The following is an 18,785-nucleotide window of genomic DNA, read 5'->3' as shown; positions in this document are numbered from 1 at the left end:
ATCTTGCTACGTGAGGGTGTCCGGATAGAAGAATCTCTGTCCGGCTTGCGATGCAATCTATTGGCAGATTCGACAGGCTATTTGCTGTCTGATTGAATAAGAATATTCACTTATGACAGGGTATGGCTTTGAATCAATAGGTTTCATATTGAATGTGGGCGATCCAGACCATGTAAAAATCATAACGGCACCGGATACATCGCCAACTATTTGGGGATCTGGTTTTTAATCTACCTGCAAGCATTCGCTCAAGATCAAAGTCTATTCGCGGCAAGTTTAGTTGATCCAGACAAATCGATTGTCTGGATATGTCAGACTAAAATGTCAACAGCATGGCGATCACCGCGAGTCCCATCATCGCAGTGGCAAGCCAGCCCAGCACTTTCAGCCTTGCAGTGACCACAAATTTACCCATGATATCTGCACGACTGGCCATCAGCATCATAACGACCATAATGGGCACAGAAATAACACCATTAATGACCGCACTCCAATACAGTGCCTTGATGGGATCGATAGAGGTAAATCCCAGGCCTATCCCTATGAGCGTCGACAGTGCGATGATGGCGTAGAACTGCTTGGCTTGCATGGGCGTATTTTCCAGGCTATTTTTCCATTTGAAAGCCCCTGCCATTGCATATGCCGACGAACCGGCCAGCACAGGAATCGCCAGCAAACCCGTACCTATGATACCCGCACTAAACAACATGAAAGCAAAGTCACCTGCAATCGGGCGCAAAGCCATCGCTGCCTGCGCTGAGGTCTGTATCTCAGTCACACCATGCAAATTCAAGGTGACGGCTGTCGTCAACATGATGAAAAAAGCGACCAGATTGGAAAACCCCATACCTATATAAGTATCAAGCTTTATGCGCTTCAAGTTCGCTGGCGCCTGTTCAGGTGCCTGGCCTAACGGGCGCGCCCGCGGATCGCCACGCATCTCCTCAACCTCTTGAGAAGCTTGCCAGAAAAACAGATAGGGACTAATGGTGGTACCAAACAATGCCACCACGGTCGTCACATATTCTTTTTTCCAGGACAATTGCGGCATGACTGCGCTCATCAAGACTTTGGACCAGGGTGTGTGCACGACAAAAATGGTGGCAACATAGGCCAGCAAAGCCAGCGTCAACCACTTTAAAAATCGCACATAACGCTGATAAGGAATGAACACCTGCAACAGCAAAGACAAGACGCCAAAGCCTATGGCATACAGATGCGCCTTGCCACCTATCAGCAACTTCAATGCCTCACCCATGGCTGAAATATCAGCAGCAATATTGATGGTATTGGCGACTAACAAAAGGCCGACCACGGCATACAAGAGCCAGGCGGGATAATGGCGACGGATGTTGGTGGCGAGCCCATGACCACTGACCCGGCCTATACGGGCACTGACAATTTGTATGCCTACCATCAAGGGGTAGGTAAACAATACCGTCCACAACATGTTAAAACCGAATTGCGCACCCGCTTGCGAATAAGTGGCAATGCCACTGGGGTCATCGTCAGCAGCCCCGGTGATCAGGCCCGGCCCCAGTTTTTGTAAAAGACTGGGTTCTTTGGATAGGTTTTGTTCGTCTGAAGTCGGTTTATTCATAGCTCAATATTGGTAATTTTAAGTATAGATAATGACTTTTGATTTCATGCTCGTCTATGGGTTACGTCCATGCCCACCCCGCGGTATCCGGCAAACCTGCTGGCAGAATCAAAGAAAGGCTCACCACTGACTTGCAGATATTGTATCGTGCCATCTTGCTTGACGCGCCGGTAAATAAAGTCCAAAAATGGCCGGCGATTGGCAATATTGTCGTCTAGCTGTTCGCGTTCATCGACATCCCAACCGTCCATGCCGCCCTTGGGTACATTACCCAGCATATCTTCTGCCTGTATGCCCAGCATTTCAAATACCGGCCCGGATATACTAGTGAAATTACCAAACTGATCTTGCTCCCAATACCAGTCAGATGAGAGCTGGGTAAAACTTTTAAAGCGTGCCTCGCTGACAAGCAACTCTGCCGTACGCTCCTGCACGGTCTGCTCCAGGCGTTTATTGTAAGTATCCAGTTGCTGATATAACAAACGCACTTCAAGCATATTGTGGATGCGCGTTTGCACTTCCTGCAAATCAAACGGCTTACTGACAAAATCCTTGGCACCCGCTTGCAATGCACGCAGCTTGTGCCCTGGCTGAGCAGTAATCACCAATACCGGCAAATAGGCATCTGCAGCGATGTTTTTCAACTCTTCCATCACTTCAAAACCATCCATGCCTGGCATTTGCAGATCCAGCAATATCAGGTCATAGTTATGCTCTATGTGCAAGGCAGCAACTGTACGCGCGTCCATGGTTGTGGTGATGGAGGTATAGCCAATATTACGCAGCATTTGCTCCAACAGCATTACATTCGCTTTTTGATCGTCAACGATCAGGATACTGGCCTTGAGAATTTCGACTGCTTCAAGCATTTTTTTCTTTCAAAATCGATTCAACCTCAACACAACACTTTAGTTAAGCTCAACTTCGTTTTTTTGGCGATTACGATCGATGTCACCCTTCCTGGCACCCAAGCCATGTTCTTTGGCATGATGCAAAGCCAGGTCCAGTGCATCCATGAATTCATTGACCTTGATAGGCTTGGTCAGATAACGGAAAAAGCCCGCATCCAGACCTTTTGCTATATCACGCGGCATGGCATTTGCAGATAGCGCCATAACCGGTATATGCGACGTCAGCGGATCATTTGCCAATATCTTGAGCGCACCAAAACCACTGAGGCCAGGCAAATTAATATCCATCAAAATCACATCTGGCTTGCACATCTGCGCTGTTGCAATACCCAGATGCGCATCAACGGCGGTCAAGAGCTTGAGGTCACTGCGGCGGGCAATCAATTGCTCAACCAACGCCAGGTTAGCCGGGTTATCTTCAACATATAATAAACTGCGTTGCGATGATCCATGAACTGCTGCCATCCCATCAGATGATTCAAGCACAAACTCATCGCCTGCCTCACCATGCAAAGCTGGCGCCGAGGACAAGGCAAGCTCTATCCAAAATACGCTGCCAATACCCACATGACTTTCAACACCAATCACACCGCCCATGAGTTCGACCAATTGCTTGGTGACGACCAGGCCTATTCCAGTGCCCTCCTCATTACCTGCATCCTGTCCAAGACGATTGAAGGGTTGAAACAATTGCCCTACCTGTTCCGGCGACAAGCCCTTACCCGCGTCCTTGACACTGATACGTATGCGACCCTCGCTACGCACAAGATATTCAACAGTTACTGAGCCTTCGTCCTGATTGTATTTAATCGCATTTGACAACAAATTCACCATGACTTGTTTAAGTCTGGTACGGTCGGCTAACACATACAAGGGTACATCTATGACTGGGAAAATCATATCGATGCCACGGGTCTGTGCTTGTGGCTCTATCATGGATTGACAATCCAGCAAAACATCGGCCAGCAAAATGGATTCTTTGGATATACTGACTTTACCCGACTCTATCATCGCCAAATCGAGGATTTCGTTGATCAAACGCAGCAAATACCAACCGGCCTGCAAGATCTGGTCTATCGACAATTTCTGGTTATCAGAGGGCGGCGGATGGTCGGATGCCATTAATTGGGCAAAACCCAGCACCGCATTCAATGGCGTACGCAACTCATGACTCATACTGGATAAAAATTCTGACTTGGCCAGATTCGCTTTTTCGGCAACAGCTTTTGCCAACTCCAGTTCTATATTGCTATTCTGGAGTTTTTGTTCAAAGAGTTTATATTCAGTGACATCACGGGCGGACGCAAATACACCTTGCAATCTGCGCTCACGGTCATAGATGGTGCTGGCATTGTAGGAAATTTCAGTTTCCTTACCGTCTTTTGCTATCGCTGTCAGTTCGCAATTGCTGACCTTGCCCGTTTGCAGTGCGCGCTTCATTGCCAACTCCGCCACCGCAGGTTCGGTAAAATAATTTTTGAATGGCGCACCGATCAATTCATCACGCGTACACCCGGTGATCGCTTCCATCTGATGGTTGACGTCGCTAATGACGCCATTCAAGTCAGTGGTAATCAGGGCATCAATATTAGCTTCAATTAAAGAGCGCGTATAAAATTGCTGGTCACGCAAACGCTGATCCAGCAAGGCCTGTTCGGCCTCAACCTGCTTGCGTGCAGTATTATCGGTGCCTATCAAAAGACTACCGATGACTACACCCTGATCGTCTCGCAATGCAGTAACTGAAACAATGGCCTGCAAGCGACTGCCATCACGACGAATATAGGTGAGTTCGTGTATATCTTCCAGACTGCGCATGGCCTTGAAAGTCAAGGCATCAAAACCCAATGCCACAGGCGTATTGAATTCTGTACTCAACGCAGCTGCCCTGGCAGCAAGCTCGTCAGCATCAGAAATATCGGCAGGGCTGATGAGGTTGACGACATCAACAGCATCATAGCCCAGCATGTGCTCCGCCCCTACATTGAAAATCTGTATCAAACCCTGTGCATCGGTGGCAATAATGGAAAAATTCGGGCTATTAAAAATAGCATCCTGCAAGGCCCCCATCTTGAGCAAAACTTCACGCACTTTGAGCGATGTTTGCTCACCCGCCATACGACCTAGCGTGGCACGGCGTATCTGCAAAGCCCACAGCAATAGAAATACCAGCAAAAAACCCACGCTGCCGACCACCAGTTTGATGCGAAATGCCGCTTTTAATTTACGCTCATCGAGCAAGACTTGCTCATCAACGATGGCTTCAGTCAGAATATTTTGTACCTTGGTCGAAGCCTGCAAGCCTGTATTGAACAAGGCCCGGGCAGCACTAAAACCCAAAGCATCAAATTGTTTTTGGCTCGCATGCATGATGGTCACTCTCTCATCAATGGCCATTTGCAATTGCTGCATACGTGCTTGTTGCGGCACATTATCCAACGTCAAATCATGCAAGTGCTGAATAACAAGAGTCACGTCATCGAAGCGAGTATTGCGCTGCCTGATGAAACTTTCTTCCTTCGTCAGGAAATAGGCTTTTTGCGCGTTCTCCGCCTCTGACAATTTGACACTCAGTTCGTTGAGGTCATCTATTATTTTACGCGTATGTTCTATCGATTTAACTGCATCAAAAGGTACCGCAATATTCCAGGCAATTCCACCTATCATCAATAATGCAAGCAAAGTGATGCCAAAACCAATTAAGGTCAAACGCTCTACCGATACTGCCTTCATATATTGTCATTCACAGCAAACCCTCAAAAAAATATCCAAATCGTAAGGCAGGTTCATATACTTATATGGCCTGGCACAAACCCTGTTTTACGAACAATGGTGGCAGGCAGCTCGGGATTGACTTTACCCTGACGTTGCAAGACATCAGACAGCAAGCGGGCAAATTCTTTTTTGACCACGTCATAACACTCACAGACACGCTCTTCAAGTCCAGCCCTGTTAATCACGGTGATATGACCACGTCGATAACTGATAAAGCCATAATTTTGCAATTTACCTGCAGCCTCCGTTACACCCTCACGCCGCACCCCCAACATATTGGCTATCAATTCTTGCGTGATGGTCAAATCGTTGCCTGCCATTCGGTCCATGGTTAACAAGAGCCACCGACACAGTTGCTGCTCCACAGAGTGATGTCTATTACAAACTGCTGTTTGTGACATTTGAGTAATCAGGGCCTGGGTATAACGCAGCAATAAGCGCAACACTGGACCTGCGCGATTAAATTCTTCCAGCAAAATATGCGCCTTCAGTCGATAACCATAGCCGCCAGTTTGTACTATCGCCCTGCTTGGCGTAGTATCCCCGCCCATGAACAGGGAAATGCCCACCAGCCCTTCATTGCCGACGCCGGCAATTTCTGAAGAACCACCATTTTCCAGCAAATAGTGCAGCGAAACTATCGCCGTCACTGGGAAATACACATATTGCAGCTTGCCACCAGACTCATATAAAACATCACCTAGCAGCATGGGCACCGGCTCCAGATACGGGGCCAGGCGATCAAATTCGGTATCCAGCAAGGCAGCAAGCAGATGATTTTGATTCGGGTCTATCAAACTATCCATATCGAATTCCTGCGTAATTTAGAGTGAAAGACAAGGCAGGAAATGTACAAAAGTAAAGTTCGGCACGCCCCGCGCCTCAACTCTATTGCACTAATGAATATAGTGTCTGTTCGATATCACACATAGGGAGAAAATAATGCAAAGAAAGCTCAGCAACTTCTAGACTGCCAAGTTTAAGCAACAGTAACTGCAATTTCATTTTTTTGAATCGCAGTTGAAACACCACTATGACAGCTCTGCAATGATACGTACGTACGCTAGCGTACATACGATCAAGAATCTGACTTTAGTTTGACGATAACGCTATAAATACTTGTTCAAGAGGCAGTTGCACAATTGACTTAGCGCGCGAGCGCGCCTTAATCTTGGCGCGTATAACGGACTGTGCCATTGAATTTAAGCGTCTTTCAAACCTGCACCAATTTGTGCAGGCATAGCGCGTAGCGTAAAGGCGCGGCGATCTGATTGCCCCAATACCTGCAGAGGATCTCCCTGAGGGATGTCTGCTAACAAACGATCGAATTCCAGTTTAACCACGGCATAGCATTCACACACGACCTTCTCCAGGCCAGGACGATCTATCACGTCGATGCGCCCACGGCTGTAGCGTATCAAACCCAGTCTTTGTATATTACCGGCAGCTGCAGTCACCCCTTCGCGCCTGACACCCAGCATATTGGCGATTAGCTCCTGAGTCATGGAGACGGAATCAGAAGGCAGGCGATCAAGACTTAACAATAACCAGCGGCAGAGTTGCTGCTCTATGGAATGATGGCGATTGCATACTGCAGTTTGTGTCATTTGCGTAATCAGCGCCTGGGTATAGCGCAGTAACAAACGCAAAAAGGGACCGGCGCGATTAAATTCTTCTTTTAGAAATTGTGCCTGGAGGCGATAGCCGTAGCCAGCACACTGCACTACCGCGCGGCTGGGTGTCGTTTCACCACCCATGAATAAAGAAATACCCAGTATGCCTTCATTACCAACGATGGCTATTTCAGCAGAGGCGCCGTTTTCCAGTACATACAGCAAGGAAACGATGGAGGTAGTCGGGAAATAAACATAATTCAAGGTACCACCAGCCTCATACAATGCCAGTCCCAATGGCAGCTCAACTAATTCAAGATGCAGGGCCAGGCGAGCAAACTCTGCTTGCGGTAGAGCTGCCAGCAAATGATTTTGCAAGGGGTTATGCGAAATGGTCATGAAGAGAACTCTGAACAGCCAACTCCGTCTGGAGCGGCATGGATTGTATAGACCGGATTATCTATCCACAGAGTAGCAGGTATGAGGCTGGCGTATGTGCGCTATCGCTCATATAAAGCTGATTTAATTCAACTGATTGATCATGCGCAGCTTCTTGCAAAACACGCGAAAATCGGATCTCCCCAGATTGCAGCATGAGCCGACTTCAACAAGCCTTACTGGAAGGGAACGGAGGAAAGCAGCCTGGTAAATTCTTTTTGTATGACGAAATAACACTCGCAGACTACTTTTTCCAGGCCAGGCCGGTCCAGCACGATAATCGCACCGCGGCTATAGCAAATCAAACCCGCACGCTGCAAATTACCTGCCGCCTCAGTGACTCGCTCACGACGCACCCCCAGTGCGTTGGCTATGCGCTGCTGAGTGATATTCACGGCATCAGAAGACAATCTATCCAGGCTCAACAGCAGCCAGCGACACAACTGTTGCTCCACCGTATGATGTAGATTACAAATCGCAGTTTGCGTCATTTGCGTGATCAGTGCCTGGGTATAACGCAGCAACACACGCAATAACGGGCCAGCGCGGTCAAACTCTATTTTCAGTAATTGCCCTTTAAGGCGATAGGCCAAACCAGCGCTTTGCACAACTGCACGGTTGGGCGTGGTATCCCCGCCCATAAAAAGAGAAATACCGACTACACCTTCATGTCCAACAGCCGCAATTTCAGCAGAAACACCATCCTCCAGCACATACAGTAAAGAAACGATAGCCGAGGTAGGAAAATACACATACTGCTGACGCACACCCGCCTCATACAGCACGTCACCAACTGTCATCGTGATGAGCTCTAGCCCGTTGGAGAGGGATGCAAATTCCGCGGCTGGCAAGACAGCAAGCAGATAATTTTGCATGGGACTAGGGGAGGTATGCATTAACGTTTTTGGCCTTAAAATTTCACCTCAAACTTTGCATTACATAAACAAAATTGGGAAGCTGAGCATAGCCTATCACGCCAACTAAAAATTCTATGCGCTCTTGCGCACACAAGGGCGGTCACATAGGTGTTTTCAAGAAATAAATTTTGGCTCTGCATCACCTATTGCGCCGATCACAGAATAGCGCGCCAATATAGGACGTATGAGCAAATCAAACATGATCTCGTGGACAGCCGCCATTCTTCAGAATAGCGGGCGGACTCATATCGTAGCGATGCTAAGTCGCAGGTAAAAACCGAAACTGCAAGAAAACAAAAAGCCCGCTAGAAGCGGGCTTTTTGTTTGAATTTCTGGGGTGACCGATGGGGTTCGAACCCACGACAACAGGAATCACAATCCTGGACTCTACCAACTGAGCTACGGCCACCACTGCTTTTCTCTTGCGAATATTGCAGTGCAAGAGAGCTACGCATTATACGAGGAATTTGGCTTGCTGGCAATAGGCTTCTGCAATGACGAGGTATTTGCGGCCTTACTACTGTTAATTAACAAGAAGAACATCATCTTAATTACAGCATCTCACCCGTCAGAATTTGTTTTCGCCATTCCCACCACCACCCCGCTGCCGTCCCATGCCAGCCTTGCGCTGCGGTGCATCGGTACTATCCTGGCGCCTGGCCTTACCCACCTCTGCCGTGGCGCGCAAGTAACTTGCCATCAACATTTGCATGGATTGGCGCTGCTTGTCATCCAGCGCATCGTTGAGAATGAGCACAAGCTCCCGCATTTGCTTGTTTTCTTGCACCGTGCTTTGATCTTCCTGCTCGATTTGAGGACTCAGGTCACGCAACTCAATATTGTTTTGCTCCAGCCGCAACTCCAACTCAGCCTGTAGACGCTCCCTGCGCTTTTCACGTTGATGCTGGATGGCGTTTAATTTATTTTCAGTCTGTTGCCATAGTAATTGCTGATTGGCATTTAGATTCAAATCTTTTTTCAACTCTCCTGCTTTTGCCAGCATGGTATCAAGGCGTAACTCCATGATGGGAGTAGCATGCGCTAAAGACGAGAATATGAGGAAACAGCTGGAAAAAATGACTTTACGCAAGGTGGAAGTATACATAATAACTCCTGCCGATTGAGCGGACATAAAAAAGCCTACGCTTTAAAGGCGTAGGCGAAATCTCACTGAGGTAGTGAGTTGAAGGAGCGTGCAATGAAACATAAGCAATATATTCCTGCACAGATGCAACTCCACCATGTATTACAAATTCTTACGAATACTCGGACTTCATTTACAAATTTCCTCATGTATCAGTCTCAAGTATCAGTCTCAAATATCAGACTTTAATTTCGCCTGCATGAGCTAACCCATGATGACTAGGCCGCAGCATCCACCTGAGCTTCCTGACTTCTATCGAATGCCATCACGCTCTGCATGGCTTGCGCCGCTTCCAGCAATAACTCTGGATTGCCAGAGGCAAGTTTTTTACTGTCTGACAATATCTGCCGAAAAACCCGTGCACCAACCAGGCCCATCATGAGACCCAACATATGACGCACAACGGTATTGAGGCGCAATCCCTTGCCACCATTACCATACAAAGCCAACTGATGATGAATATAGGGGATCATGTGCTGCAGAATCTCTTCCCTGCTCTTGACCGGGGTAGCATCGCCATAATAGCGCTCGTCAAAGCTGGCCATGAAATAGGGGTTGTGATAAGCCTCGCGCCCTATCATGACGCCATCGACATGTTGCAGGTGCAAATCCATGTCTTCGAGGGTTTTGATGCCACCGTTGAGGATGATTTCCAGATCAGGGAATTCTTTTTTCAGGCGATAGGCATAGTCATATTTAAGCGGCGGGATTTCACGGTTTTCTCTTGGCGACAAGCCCTTGAGAATCGCGTTGCGCGCATGAACGATAAAAGTCTGGCAACCAGCATCAGCAACCGTACCAACAAAGTCGCGCATGAATTCATAAGAATCCACATCATTGATGCCTATGCGATGCTTGACTGTGACGTCAATAGACACCACATCTTTCATCGCCTTGACACTGTCAGCAACCAGTTTCGGCTCTGCCATAAGACAGGCACCAAACGCACCTTTTTGCACGCGTTCAGACGGGCAGCCACAATTCAGGTTGATTTCATCATAGCCCCATTGCTCACCCAGCTTGGCTGCGTGCGCCAGATCCGCCAGTTCGCTACCGCCCAGTTGCAGAGCAACGGGATGTTCACCAGGATTAAACTCAAGATGGCGCTGCACATCACCATGCAAGAGTGAACCAGTTGTCACCATCTCGGTGTACAACCAGGTATTGCGGGTGATATGGCGGTGGAACTGGCGGCAGTGTCTGTCAGTCCAATCCAGCATGGGGGCTACACTAACGGTTCTAGGAGGTTTTACGGGGGCTTTCCCTATGGAGTGCGTCATTTCTTACTGCTTCAATCTTATTTAAACTTAATCAATATCGACTATTTTACAGGCCATTACGGAAAACTAACGGATTATGCAAGGCCTATATGTCAATACGATTAGGGAATGGGCATATGTTGCGAATATTAACCACAAAACCCGTAAGTCTATCAGCAAATCATCAAGGGCAATATTTTGATACACTGAGCAAAACAGCGAGCTGAGATCATTCTCATTCAAAACAAAAGCCCACAAATCGTGGCTTTTTAGTTAACAGGGTTAATTTTGATATGAATGAATTACAAATCAAGATAAGCGAAATACAAGCAAAAGACTATTTCCCAATCAAATCCAGCAACTTGCGCTGGCTCGACAATCCAGCCCCGCACACTAAAGCCAAAACTATTTCTTTGTAGCCGTGGGGGCATTTAGTTTGTCAATATAATATTGAGCATTAGGGTTTCCCTGTACCGCAGACTTACGATATAAAGCAATTGCCTCAGTTTTGTTCTGTGGCACACCTTCGCCATTTTCATACATCAAACCCAACCCGAGCTGTGCTACTGGGTGCCCCTGATCGGCCGCCTTCCCATACCAAGTCAATGCATCAGCAAAATTTTGAGGCACTCCATATCCATGGTAGTACATGTATCCCATATTGTATTGCGAACTCGCATTCCCCTGCTCCGCTGCCTTGCGAAACCACTTCACTGCCACCTCATAGTCTTGCTGCACGCCACGACCAAGGGCATACATGGTTCCTAGAGTTTTCTGTGCAGCGGGATTACCCTGATCAGCTGCCATAAGGTACCACTTCAACGCTTCTGTATAGCTTTGTGACACACCACGGCCCTGCGCAAACATATATCCCAAATTATTCTGCGCGATGGAATTATCTTGTTCCGCGGCCTTAAGGTACCAGCTAACCGCCTCGGTGTAGTTCTGCGGCACCCCATACCCTTCCTCGTACATGTATCCCAGATTGTTCTGCGCGCCTGAGTGCTCCTGATCCGCTGCCTTGCGATACCAAGCCACTGCTTCCGCATAGTTTTGCAGCACTCCACGTCCGTGCGCAAGCATGTAACCCAGATTATTTTGCGCAATGGAATTATCTTGTTTCGCAGCCTTGCGGTACCAGGTCACCGCCTCAACATCATTTTTCGGCACCCCACGCCCATGTTCATACATGCCTCCCAAATTGTCCTGCGCATAGGAGTTCCCTTGACTTGCCGCCCTTCGGTACCAAGTCGCTGCCTCGACATAGTTTTGCGGCACTCCACGGCCATGTTCGTAAATCTGACCCAAGTTGTTCTGTGCTTTGGAGTTCCCTCGAATTGCAGCCTTGCGATACCAGATCATTGCCTCGCTGTAGTTTTGTGGCACTCCATTACCATGCTCGTACTTAGCCCCAAGTTCGTATTGCGCCTCAATATTTCCCTGATCTGCAGCCTTGCGGTACCAAACCATCGCCTCGTCGTGGTTGGGCGACACGCCCAACCCAATGTCATACTTAAATCCAAGATGGTATTGCGCAGTGGAGCTCCCTAGATCTGCAGCCTTCTTATACCAGGCCAAAGCCTCGACATGATTTTGCGGCACACCAAGTCCGCGATCGCACATGTATCCCAAGCTCGATTGCGCAAAGGAGTTTCCCTTCCTCGCCTTTTCTCTCAAGGTAAAAATAGCTTGTACGTCACCAGTTTTGGCCTTTTCGTACAAAGCTTTGACATGATCTGCACTCACTTGAGCAGCAGCAAACGGGCTTACCATGAACAAAAGGACAGAGATAAACAGGCAGAGGACTCTTGATTCCAACAGCGTGCCCAAGGATATCAGTCTGGGAAGTAGTGTTTTTATCTTCAAAATAAAACGGAATAACAATTTACAATGCCGTATTTTAAACTGCCCCAGAAAAATCACGTATAAATGAAGCGATCGCAGGCAATAAGATCAAAAACGAAGAAATCAATCTTCACACAGGCTTATGCTGCGTCCCTTCGCCACGCGTCACAAATAACATACGACTTTCTGCAAACACTTTAGCCGTATGCCAGCGTCCCTTGGGCACCAATACCGCCTCACCTGCTTTCATATGTATATGTTCAACGGTATCGTCTAGCTCGATGAGAAAATCCGCACGACCGGATAACAAATACACGAATTCATCTGCCTGCGGATGCATTTCCCAGCTGGGCCAGTCTGATTCGCAAGCAAATTCACTGATCAGCCAGTGTTTGCCGTAGGCCTCGATTTCTGCTTCGGGCAAACTCCAGAATGGAGGGCCTTGTTCTAGCACAGTGGCCATGCCATCAATCGCCAGCGCCACATAGGTGTTTTGAGCTTAAATTTTCATGCCTGGTCTCCCTGGAAATACGGATCATCTGCAAAAAACTACCTATATGGATGAAAATCCCATATTACCAATTGGACAATGTTAATTCAATAAGTTCAATGACCAGCAGATAAACATGACAAGTGCCATGCAATTGAAGATAACGGTGACAGCGAATGCCAGCCGGAAAGAAGTCTTGATGGTTTTATGACGGAACCATTGTTGTGCCAGCATGGCGCCTGGCCAACCGCAGGCCAGACCACACAATAATAAAGTCCGTTCAGAAATTCTTGCATCACGTCTTTTTGATGCAGCCTTATCCAGGGCATACATGATGAGTGTGACGACGCTCATGCAGACATAGATAAGGGTGATGCCCAGCATTTGCAGCTTCTGTTCGTTGCGCACCAGGGAAAGTATCTCTGCAACTTGATCAAAAAAATCCATGCCTGAGCGGTGGGAGTGAAAAAACTGGATTATTGCAGACCAAACATAGCGAGTCCATTCTTATAGGCAATGCGCTCTGCCACATCTATTGGCAATTCACTCAACATGCGGCGATAAAAAGCCATCAACTGCGGCACTTCATCCCAACGAGAAGTGACCCAGGTATCTGTGCCAAGCACGAATCTGTCCGGGTAGCGCAGGAACAGGCGCCTCCATTGTGGATTCAGGCCGCCGTTTTGTTCAAGATCAGAGCGGAAAGATAGTTCTCCAACTAGGCTGGGGTATAGGGCGAACATGGCCTCGACTTTATCGAGAGAAGTGCTCATGCCAGTGTGCGCCCAGATCAGTTTTACGCCGGGCGCGTGGTACAAAATACGCTCTATTGCATCTTCATCAGAATGGGCATGCAGCCACAAATCACGCGCCTTGGCCAGCCTGGCAATTTTCGCCATATAGGGAGCATCCGCATCCTTGCCAAAGATATGGAATTCACCTATGCCACGGTAGATGCCACGTTGCAATTCTTTTTCAACGAAACGCTCTATCTCGGGATTGGCAAACCAGTCATGTCTGTCAGGTCGCCCCCTATAGGGACGCAGGAAAGGCACTATCTTGATGTCCGGTGCATTTTGCGCAAGCAAATCCAGCGTACCATCATTCGGACGACTGGTCGCCAACACGGCACGTATGCCAAGCTGACGCCACAGGGCCATGACGCGTTGTGGCGACCAGGTGCTGCGCGCTTCGATATTGTAATGCATGTGGGCATCGAATATAGGCAAAGGCTCTGCCGCTGCCGCACTAAGCGACATCACGAGCAAAGAGCAGGTCAATAAGAAACTCTGTAGTTGTCTTTTCATCGCCACACCCCTTTGCCAAATCTAATACCCCTATCGAATCAAGAATACACGCTATGAAGGAAGCGTCAACTCCTTGATTACAACATCCTGGCTATCAAGGCTTTTTCATGTCTGGCATCCAGCGGAATACGCACCTTATGCCCCGCCCCGCCTATGATGTTCAGGGCTTGATTATCGGCACTACGCATCTCAGCCAGCCTGATCATTTCATTGCCATTCGGTGAAATGATTTCTATCTCATCGCCAACAGCAAAGCGGTTTTTGACTTCGATTTCTGCCCAGCCGTCTGTCACTTGCAAGACTTGCCCGACATACTGGCTGCGGTGCGCCTTTGATACACCCTCCATATAATTTTGGTGTTCTTGCGTATGGTGGCGCTGATAAAAACCATCGGTATAGCCGCGATTGGCGAGACCATTCAACTGCCCCAGCAAGTCAGTATTAAACGGACGACCAGCGACTGCATCATCAATTGCGCGCCTGTAGGTTTGGGCAGTGCGGGCGACATAGTACAAGGACTTGGTACGGCCTTCGACCTTCAGTGAATCAATACCAATTTTTGCTAGACGCTCTACATGTTCAACAGCGCGCAAATCCTTGGAATTCATGATGTAGGTGCCGTGCTCATCTTCGAGTATGGGCATGAACTGGCCGGGCTTGCCGCCCTCTTCTATTAGATATGGGCGATCAGCCAGGGGATGGCGTGGCATATCACCCATGGCAGAAAAAGATTGATTGGCGCTCTCCAACGCCTGCTGGTAATTGAGCTGGATACGCTCGACCGGGATGCGTGCGAGGTCACCGGTTTCATTTTCTGCCGCATTTTCGACTTTGTAATCCCAGCGACAGGAATTGGTGCATGTGCCCTGATTGGGGTCGCGATGATTGAAATAGCCGGACAGCAGACAGCGACCGGAGTAGGCGATGCACAAGGCGCCATGCACGAAAACTTCCAGCTCCATATCCGGGCATTGCTGGCGTATCTCTTCTATTTCATCGAGTGACAATTCGCGCGAGAGGATGACGCGGGTCAGGTCCATTTTTTTCCAGAATTTGACATCAGCCCAATTCACTGCATTGGCTTGCACCGACAGATGCACGGGCACTTCTGGCCATTTTTCACGCACCATCATGATGAGGCCGGGGTCAGCCATGATGAGTGCATCCGGCTTCATATTGATGACCGGCTCCATGTCGCGCAGATAGGTTTTTAGCTTGCTATTGTGCGGGAAGATATTGCTAGCGACGAAGAACAATTTGCCGCGCGCATGCGCACCATCTATGCCCTGCTGCAATACATCGAGGGTAGAGAATTCATTATTGCGGGCGCGCAGACTATAGCGTGGCTGGCCTGCATACACCGCATCGGCACCGAAGTCGAAAGCGGTATGCATTTTTTCCAGCGAACCGGCGGGCAAGAGAAGTTCTGGTGCTTTTATTGCAGTTTTTTCTGAGGCTGTAGTCATGGCAAGGCAATCCGAAAAGAAAAATGTTCGCGATCATAATTCCCTGCCCTGCAAATTCAAAATTTACCTTTACAGAATTTGATGCAGATCAATCACTGCGCATATCTGTCAATTCATTGTAGACCAATGCGGTCAGTACGATCGCTCCACCTACTATACTGGACTGCGCAGGCACTTCGCCAGCACCCAGCCATGCCCAGATTGGAGCCAATAAAACTTCCAGCAAAGATAGCAAAGCGATCTCTGGTGCAGACAAACTATTGGATGCCTTGACCATCATCATGCATGGCAAGCCCAACTGGAAAAAACCCAAAATCGCCAAGATGGCAATATCATGCAATGAAGTGTGAAATGGCCAGGCAAATGGCAACATGATCAGTGCAGACAAACTACCACCAACAAACACAGCAGGCACAAGATCAACAGCATGACCACCTTTCTTCAAGATGATGACATTCACTGACGATGCCAATGGAATACCCAGCGCTATCAGCATGCCTGCCAGGCCACGACTATCCACTTCAGTCAAACTACCAGCAAACATCCAGCACATACCCACGCCAGCCGCAGCAATTGCCCACCAGGTACGTGCAGGAATATGCTGACGCAATACCATCCAGGCTAAAAAAGCCGTGAACAAAGGCGTCAGACTTTCCATAATGGAGGTATTGGCGACTGTCGTCATGGTCAAGGCGATCATGAAGCAGCTATACATGGTGGCCCACATGCAGCCGGACATGAAACCAATCTTGCCCAACAATTTCAAGCGTGGAATAAAAGCCCATTTATATTGCCTGAGCATGACACCTGCAATAAATACCGCAGCAAAAAAACTGCGCCAGAAAGTGACTTCAAAATTACGCGCCACTTCAAGATGACGGGTAAATACGCCAGCGATACTCCACAAGATCGCCGCACAGATCATCAGCATTACCGCCTTGCGGCGAGTCATTTTATGTTGCATATTCATCCAAATAAAAAACCCGTTTGACCCTCACTTAGTGCGAGAGCAAAACGGGTTGATCTTCATGCGGCATGACTGGCAGCCGCATTAGACAGAAGCAATCAGCTTATTCGCGTGATGCCTTTTTACGCTCGTGTTCTTTCAAGAAACGCTTGCGCAAACGGATACTCTTAGGAGTAACTTCAACCAGTTCATCATCATCAATAAACTCAACCGCGTATTCCAGGTTCAACTGGATAGGTGGTACCAGGCGTACCGCTTCATCTGTACCGGAAGAGCGAACGTTGGTCAATTGCTTGCCCTTGATCGGGTTCACAACCAGGTCATTGTCACGGGAATGGATACCGATGATCATGCCTTCATACACTGGGTCATTGTGGCTGACGAACATACGGCCACGGTCTTGCAGTTTCCAGATAGCGTAGGCAACTGCTGCGCCATCATCTTGCGAGATCAGCACGCCATTGCGACGGCCACCGAGTTCGCCTTTGGAATTATCAACTGGTGCGTATTCATCAAACACGTGGCTCATCAAGCCTGTACCGCGTGTCAATGTCATGAATTCGCCCTGGAAGCCGATCAGGCCACGTGCAGGAATACGGTATTCCAGACGTACACGACCTTTGCCGTCCGGTTCCATGTTTTGCAGATCACCACGACGACGACCCAGCTCTTCCATGACACCACCCTGGTTGACTTCTTCTACGTCTACAGTCAGGTTTTCATATGGTTCGTGACGCACGTCGCCTACCATTTTGAAAACAACACGTGGACGGGATACTGCCAGCTCAAAACCTTCACGACGCATGTTTTCGATCAGGATAGTCAGATGCAACTCACCACGGCCAGAAACTTCATACGTGGAATCATCACCCTCAGCCTGCACAACGCGCAAAGCCATGTTGGATTTCAATTCACGTTCCAGACGGTCACGGATTTGACGTGTTGTGACGAACTTACCTTCGCGGCCAGCCAGTGGAGAGCTGTTAACCATGAAGTTCATGGTCAAAGTTGGTTCATCAATCTTCAACATCGGCAAGCCTTCAGGCGTGTCCGGTGCGCAGATGGTGGAGCCGATACCGATTTCTTCGATACCGTTGATCAGGACGATGTCACCGGCCAATGCTTCATCAACCAGAACGCGGTCCAGGCCTTTGAAAGTCAATACTTGATTAATACGTGCCTTGGTTGGCTTGTCTTCAGGACCATTCATCCAGACGACGTCTTGCAATGCCTTGACGCGACCACGCAGGATACGGCCAACGCCGATTTTACCAACGTAGGAAGAGTATTCCAGGGAAGTGATTTGCAATTGCAGAGGACCATCTGGGTCATCTTCACGCGCAGGAACGTGTTCCAGAATAGCGTCAAACAAGGGCTCCATATTGCCATCACGCACGGAGTCTTCCAGACCTGCATAGCCTTTGAAACCGGATGCATACACGATAGGGAAATCGAGTTGCTCGTCAGTTGCGCCGAGTTTGTCGAACAATTCAAAAGTCGCATTGACGGCTTTTTGAGGATCGGCATTTTCACGGTCGATCTTGTTGACGACAACGATAGGTTTCAAACCCAGCGCCAGTGCTTTACGCGTTACAAAACGCGTTTGTGGCATTGGGCCTTCTTGTGCATCTACCAGCAACAAAACGCTGTCCACCATGGACAAAACACGCTCTACTTCACCACCAAAGTCGGCATGGCCTGGGGTATCAACGATGTTGATGTGTGTGCCTTTGTATTCAACAGCACAGTTCTTGGACAAAATAGTGATACCGCGCTCTTTTTCGATATCATTCGAATCCATAACACGGGCATCAACCTGCTGGTTGTCGCGGAAAGTACCGGACTGACGCAATAACTGGTCAACCAGAGTGGTTTTGCCGTGATCGACGTGAGCGATAATGGCGATGTTACGAATAGCGCGTTTTGAAGTAGACATGATAGCGTTCTTATTGGGTAAATCTATGAGGTAAATCGGATAACCAGCGATTATAACATGTTGCAGCGCAAAAGTAGAAAAACTCCTATTATTTCAAGGAGTTGCTACGGCGCGATG

Annotated in this window: 15 protein-coding genes, 1 tRNA gene and 1 pseudogene; all 17 read right to left on the bottom strand. The window is 48.4% G+C overall.

What is annotated here, in order from left to right; genetic code table 11:
- Positions 1 to 316: 316 nt before the first annotated feature.
- The gene (locus ACO0LF_RS02690; protein ID WP_423011641.1) at positions 317 to 1,600 is read right to left on the bottom strand and encodes an NRAMP family divalent metal transporter; all 1,284 of its coding nucleotides are present in this window, start codon (positions 1,598 to 1,600) and stop codon (positions 317 to 319) included.
- Between the two features lie 44 nt (positions 1,601 to 1,644).
- Positions 1,645 to 2,469 (bottom strand): response regulator, encoded by an 825-nt coding sequence (locus ACO0LF_RS02685; RefSeq protein WP_423011639.1) that lies wholly within the window; start codon positions 2,467 to 2,469, stop codon positions 1,645 to 1,647.
- Between the two features lie 39 nt (positions 2,470 to 2,508).
- The gene (locus ACO0LF_RS02680; RefSeq protein WP_423012439.1) at positions 2,509 to 4,629 is read right to left on the bottom strand and encodes a PAS domain-containing hybrid sensor histidine kinase/response regulator; all 2,121 of its coding nucleotides are present in this window, start codon (positions 4,627 to 4,629) and stop codon (positions 2,509 to 2,511) included.
- Between the two features lie 117 nt (positions 4,630 to 4,746).
- Positions 4,747 to 5,178, bottom strand: a pseudogene (locus ACO0LF_RS02675) (CHASE3 domain-containing protein); the annotation flags it as partial.
- Between the two features lie 119 nt (positions 5,179 to 5,297).
- Positions 5,298 to 6,092: a Crp/Fnr family transcriptional regulator gene (locus ACO0LF_RS02670; RefSeq protein ID WP_423011637.1), complete on the bottom strand. Its 795-nt coding sequence runs from the start codon at positions 6,090 to 6,092 to the stop codon at positions 5,298 to 5,300.
- 396 nt (positions 6,093 to 6,488) lie between these two features.
- Positions 6,489 to 7,298 (bottom strand): Crp/Fnr family transcriptional regulator, encoded by an 810-nt coding sequence (locus ACO0LF_RS02665; protein WP_423011635.1) that lies wholly within the window; start codon positions 7,296 to 7,298, stop codon positions 6,489 to 6,491.
- 215 nt (positions 7,299 to 7,513) lie between these two features.
- A complete protein-coding gene (locus ACO0LF_RS02660; RefSeq protein WP_423011633.1) occupies positions 7,514 to 8,233 on the bottom strand; it encodes a Crp/Fnr family transcriptional regulator in 720 nt (239 codons plus the stop codon).
- 354 nt (positions 8,234 to 8,587) lie between these two features.
- Positions 8,588 to 8,663, bottom strand: a tRNA-His gene (locus ACO0LF_RS02655).
- 159 nt (positions 8,664 to 8,822) lie between these two features.
- A complete protein-coding gene (locus tag ACO0LF_RS02650) occupies positions 8,823 to 9,359 on the bottom strand; it encodes a hypothetical protein (protein WP_423011631.1) in 537 nt (178 codons plus the stop codon).
- 257 nt (positions 9,360 to 9,616) lie between these two features.
- The gene (dusA, locus tag ACO0LF_RS02645; RefSeq protein WP_423011629.1) at positions 9,617 to 10,678 is read right to left on the bottom strand and encodes a tRNA dihydrouridine(20/20a) synthase DusA; all 1,062 of its coding nucleotides are present in this window, start codon (positions 10,676 to 10,678) and stop codon (positions 9,617 to 9,619) included.
- A 384-nt stretch (positions 10,679 to 11,062) separates the two neighbouring features.
- Positions 11,063 to 12,487 carry a tetratricopeptide repeat protein gene (locus tag ACO0LF_RS02640; RefSeq protein WP_423011627.1) on the bottom strand — a complete coding sequence of 475 codons (1,425 nt, stop codon included), beginning with the start codon at positions 12,485 to 12,487 and terminating at the stop codon, positions 11,063 to 11,065.
- Between the two features lie 145 nt (positions 12,488 to 12,632).
- The gene (locus tag ACO0LF_RS02635; RefSeq protein ID WP_423011625.1) at positions 12,633 to 12,965 is read right to left on the bottom strand and encodes a cupin domain-containing protein; all 333 of its coding nucleotides are present in this window, start codon (positions 12,963 to 12,965) and stop codon (positions 12,633 to 12,635) included.
- A 129-nt stretch (positions 12,966 to 13,094) separates the two neighbouring features.
- Positions 13,095 to 13,439, bottom strand: coding sequence for a DUF1294 domain-containing protein (locus ACO0LF_RS02630; protein ID WP_423011623.1), 345 nt, complete (start codon positions 13,437 to 13,439; stop codon positions 13,095 to 13,097).
- Positions 13,440 to 13,468: 29 nt separating this feature from the next.
- Positions 13,469 to 14,299 carry an amidohydrolase family protein gene (locus ACO0LF_RS02625; protein ID WP_423011621.1) on the bottom strand — a complete coding sequence of 277 codons (831 nt, stop codon included), beginning with the start codon at positions 14,297 to 14,299 and terminating at the stop codon, positions 13,469 to 13,471.
- Between the two features lie 77 nt (positions 14,300 to 14,376).
- Entirely contained in the window at positions 14,377 to 15,765 is a 1,389-nt protein-coding gene (gene yegQ / locus ACO0LF_RS02620; protein ID WP_423011619.1) for a tRNA 5-hydroxyuridine modification protein YegQ, read from the bottom strand.
- A gap of 88 nt (positions 15,766 to 15,853) precedes the next feature.
- Complete coding sequence (locus tag ACO0LF_RS02615; protein WP_423011617.1) at positions 15,854 to 16,729, bottom strand: DMT family transporter; 876 nt, start codon at positions 16,727 to 16,729, stop codon at positions 15,854 to 15,856.
- A gap of 106 nt (positions 16,730 to 16,835) precedes the next feature.
- On the bottom strand, positions 16,836 to 18,668 hold the full coding sequence (gene typA, locus ACO0LF_RS02610; RefSeq protein WP_423011615.1) for a translational GTPase TypA: 1,833 nt from the start codon (positions 18,666 to 18,668) through the stop codon (positions 16,836 to 16,838).
- Positions 18,669 to 18,785: the final 117 nt, after the last annotated feature.

This window comes from Undibacterium sp. Di27W, assembly GCF_049340345.1.
In the GTDB taxonomy this organism is placed as follows: domain Bacteria; phylum Pseudomonadota; class Gammaproteobacteria; order Burkholderiales; family Burkholderiaceae_D; genus Undibacterium.
The sequence above is the reverse complement of the archived record's forward strand: the minus strand, read 5'-3'. Positions and strand labels throughout refer to the sequence as shown.